Source organism: Pseudonocardia tropica (assembly GCF_040105315.1).
In the GTDB taxonomy this organism is placed as follows: domain Bacteria; phylum Actinomycetota; class Actinomycetes; order Mycobacteriales; family Pseudonocardiaceae; genus Pseudonocardia; species Pseudonocardia alni.
The window spans coordinates 1-4,819 of the sequence record NZ_JBEDNP010000047.1 but is presented as its reverse complement, the minus strand read 5'-3'; the positions used below and the strand labels follow the sequence as shown (position 1 = coordinate 4,819).

Here is a 4,819-nt window from a genome sequence, read left to right as displayed (position 1 = left end):
AGGTCAAGCGGGACCTGCGCACCGGCAACGTCCGCGAAGACGCGGTCGTCCAGCTGGCCGGCTACGTGTCCTCTCGGCGCGAGCAGACCGGGCAGCGCTACGTCGGAGTCCTCACTGACGGCGCGGAGTGGCACCTCTACCACCTCGTCGGCGAGTCCTTGGAACTGGTGTCGAGCCTGCACACCGACGTGCGCAACTTCGAGCCCGACACCCTGTTCGTCTGGCTGGAAGGAGTGCTTGCGACCGGGGAAAAGATCACTCCGACCGCACGGGAGATCGAACAGCGCCTCGGCGCCGGCTCCGCCGCGCACGCCCTCGAGTTCGCCGAGCTGCGTGCTCTGTACGAGCGCCACCGCGACGATCCCGGCCTCGTCCTCAAGCGCAAGCTGTGGACCAAGCTGCTCACCACCGCGCTGGGCACCAACTTCCGCGGCGAGGACGACCTGTTCGTCGAACACACCCTCCTCGTCGCGATGGCCGAGATCATCGGCCACGCCGTGGTCGGCCTGGATCCCACCGACCAGTCCATCACCCCGGTCACCCTGCTGTCGGGGCGCTTGTTTGCCTCGCACGAGATCGGCGGGGTCATCGAGTCGGACTTCTTCGACTGGCCGGCCGAGGTGGCCGGTGGGGAGCCGTTCGTGCGGGGCCTGGCCCGGCGCCTGGCCCGGTTTGCCTGGGCACACGTCGAGACCGACGTGATGAAGGTGCTCTACGAGTCGGTGATCGATGCCGAGCAGCGCCACAGCCTCGGTGAGTACTACACCCCGGACTGGCTGGCCGAAATCGTCGTCGAGGAGACCGTCACCGACGCGCTCACCGAGCGCGTCCTGGACCCCAGCTGTGGATCCGGCACCTTCTTGTTCCATGCCGTACGCCGCTACATCGCCGCGGGCGAAGCCGCAGGGATGGGCATCGGGGAGATGCTGACCGGGGTGACGAGCAAGGTGCTCGGTATGGACGTGCACCCGGTCGCGGTCACCCTGGCCCGCATCACCTATCTGCTCGCGATCGGGCCCGAGCGTCTCGCCCACGACGATCGGCCGGCGTTCTCCGTGCCGGTCTATCTGGGCGACTCGATGCAGTGGGGGCAGCAGAACACCCTGATGAACACCGACGCTCTGTCGGTGCCCACCGACGGCGGGCAGCTGTTCGACGACGACCTGTTGTTCCCCCATCGGCTCCTGCACGACGCCGGTCGTTTCGACCGCCTCGTCGCCGAGCTCGCTGATCGGGCCGCCGCCCGCGCTCCTGGAAGCCCCGTCCCGTCGCTGAAGGCGACGTTCCGGCTGTTCGCCGTGCACGACGACGACCAGGCCATGCTCACCGCGACCTTCGCCAAGATGTGCGAGCTCCACGACACCGGGCGCGACCACATCTGGGGCTACTACATCCGCAACCTCGCCCGCCCGCTTTCACTGGCCGACAGCGCAAACCGCGTCGACGTCATGGTCGGTAACCCGCCCTGGCTGGCCTACCGATACATGCCCCCACAGATGAAGTCCGAGTTCCGCGAGATGAGCACCGCACGCGGCTTCTGGGCCGGGGCAGCGGTCGCCACCAACCAGGACCTGTCGGCGCTGTTCGTCGCCCGCGCCACCGAGCTCTACCTGCGCGACGCAGGCCGGTTCGCCTTCGTCATGCCCCTCGCGGTGCTGACCCGCAACCAGTACGCGGGATTCCGCAGCGGCCGCTGGAGCCCCGGCGGGACCGGTGGGGGAGCAGCGAACGTCAACGCCGCCCTCGACACCGCCTGGGACCTACACGCGGTCAAGCCCGCCTTCTTCCCCGTCCCCGCCTCGGTCATCCGCGGACGCCGCACCACCAAACACGGCAGCACTGCCCCCGGCACAGAGAACTGGGCTGGACGCATCTCCCGGCGCAACGCCCCGCTGCCCATCGCACGCCCCGCGCTGACCCGAGCCGCCGCGACCACAGCCGCAAGCGGCGAACGCTCGCCCTACGCTGCACGGTTCACCCAGGGAGCGATCCTGGTGCCACGATTCCTGGTGCTGGTGGAACCGAAGAGCACCGGCCCGTTCGGGGCCGGTGCCGGCCGGCGGATGGTCGGCTCGCGCCGCAGCAGCAACGAGAAGAAGCCGTGGAAGGACCTCCCCGCCCTGTCCGGAGCAGTGGAGAAGCAGTTCGTGCGCCCGATCCACCTCGGCGACACGATCCTTCCCTTCCGCGAGCAGGAGCCCCTCCTCGGCGTCATCCCCTGGGACGGCAGGCAGCTACTGCAAGGCAGCGACGACACGATCGACCTCTACCCCGGCTTCGCCGACTGGTGGCGTGCTGCGGAGAACACCTGGAACACATACCGCAGCACCGACAAGCTCTCACTGCTCGATCAGCTCGATTACAGGCGCAAGCTGCGCGCACAATTCCCGGCAGGGGAGCACCGCGTGGTCTACACCAAGGGCGGCATGTACCTGGCCGCCGCCCGAGTGTCGGACCCAAGCGCCGTGATCGACCACAAGCTGTACTGGGCCGCGACCGCCAGCATCGACGAGGCTCGATATCTCACTGCCATCCTGAACAGCCCTGCCCTGCTCGAACTCGTCCGGCCGCTGCAGGGCCGCGGTGAACACAACCCCCGCGACTTCGACAAATACGTCTTCCAGATCCCGTTCCCGCTTTACGACGCCGACAACAACCACCACCAACGCATCGCCGAACTCGCAGCAAGCGCCGAGACCGTGGCCGCAGCGGTCGAGCTGCCTAATACCTCGTTCCAGACCCAACGACGGGCCGTACGCCGCGCCCTGGAGGACGACGGAGTTGCAGCCAGCATCGACGGCGAAATTGCCGAGTTGCTCGGAACGACCGGATAAGGGGAAGCGTCGCGCCGCTGGCCTGACTCCCTACCTCGGCCCCTCCAGCGCTCGCCTGGACTCGTTCGTCGACCGGGCCGCTGTGGTCAGGCACCGAACGCGGGATGCAGCGTCGGAAGATCGACCGGGCCGACATTGAGCTCCCAGAGGGCTTGGGAATTAATCAAGACGGCTCGCCGCGACACCCGATGATCGCCCCGCAGCCCCGGGCGACCGGGTTGAGAGATACGCCCTAGTCCAGTACCTCGTCCTGGGACTCGGCCAGAGTTCGGTGACCCCAGAAGGCGCCGGACCTAATCCATCCAGTCAGCAGATCGGGAGACCTAGCCCACCGCGACTCGCCGCCGAAGTCCAGACTTCAGAGAGATAGCCCTTTGATCCGCTTGCGTTCACCGCGAAGTACCACCTTGAGCTTTCAAAACGACCAGGATTCGAATCATCGACAGGGTCAGTGTCGTTGCCATTCGTCGTGCGCTCACCTGTAACCTGACACGATGCCGTGAGCACACCGCCGCTGACAACTTCCGTACCAGCAATCTTGCAACAATAGTTGCGCGGCTCAGACGACAGGTACGCAGGCTTTGGGTCCTCTCGCATGTTCATCCCGGATGTGACCAAGTTCGAAACTCTGATCTCAACATTCGGCCTCGGTGGTGTTGCGCTCGACGGCGGGGCCGCCGCACCTGACTGAGTAGGTGCGTTCTGCGACGAGGCAGCAGTGTTCCTCCCTGCGCTAGGAACTGCAGGCGGGTCCGGCGCTATCTCGCTAGAGATAGGTGGCGTGACGGTCTCGTGCGGAACAATAGCTGGGAACTTCTTGATTATATCGGCCGAGCACTTCTCTGTTTGAACTTGCTCCGAAGGCGGAACGAATGCCGAGTACAGATAACCCGAACCTCCCGGGAAGTTTCCGCCCTCGGCCTCTGTCACATAGAACCAACGCGGCTAAGGGCCGTACAGCGGTACACCATCAAGCTCGGGAGCCTTAGTATCCTCCCAACATCTCATGCTAACCAGACTTCCAGAGGGGAGTCGGTCCAGCTCGGAGCACGACATCGTCGTCGTACCTTCCGGCGGGTAACCCGCGCAGTATCGTAATGCGACCGAACCCTCGGCGCTAATACGACTAAACGAGGTGGTGGCCGCTGCGTCGTCAGTCCTTGCAGACACTGAGCTCGCCGCACACGCGGTAGACGTTAGCAGTAAAAAGCCTGAGAGCAGGAACGCAGCTCGAATTCCTCCACGGATCAGCATGGCGGGACCCGCGGATCAACCGAAGTGCTCCCGGGAGGATCGAGAGGGTCGCCATTCGTAAATGTATCCGAGACGGCATAGAGGCCACTCCAGGGTGGACTGGAGTCGCCGATGCGGTAGAGTGCCGAAACTGATCCCATTCCGGTTCCATCTGGGACCTGACACAGGACTACGACTGATTCACCGTACGGAATTCGCGGAATGGAAGAATCTACAGGTTCACCTTGCGGATTCTTAAATACAACCGTACCGTTTCGATTTGCTGAAATCTCTTGGACTCCACCAAATTGTCCACGAGTGTCAGGGCCGGGGGACGGCGCCCCTGACGTGGCTGAAGGACGAGGGGGGTCTTCCTTCTGGCTCGTTTGCGCGACTATGGCTGGAGCTACTGCCCCAATCAGAGCTGCGCCGATAACTCCCGCTAGCCCGATTAGTGCAACCTTGATTCCGCTGGATCCGCTTCCGCCTGCCAAGTGAGCCCTCCGCACTCAGAGGTCGCTGCGAGGTGCCCGGCGACCAGTGCGACCGAATATACTCGGAAGGAAGCTAGGCCGGGGTAACAGTTCTATCGCACGTTAGCCTATTCGGCCTACTGCCCCTACATTCCACTCCTCACGGGAAGTTCCACAAGCGGGTAACTCTGCGGACTCTGGTTGCCCAGACGGTCCACCGCATGGACATGCGGACTCCACAGCATTCGCGGCGGCAGCACCTCCATCTGTATTGCTGTC

1 protein-coding gene is annotated in these 4,819 nt (G+C 64.6%); it reads left to right on the top strand.

Features of this window, described 5'->3' with window-relative positions:
• Positions 1-2,834 (top strand): N-6 DNA methylase (locus WHI96_RS27115; protein WP_349302491.1); only part of this gene is annotated, 2,834 nt, incomplete at its 5' end.
• Positions 2,835-4,819 lie beyond the last annotated feature (1,985 nt).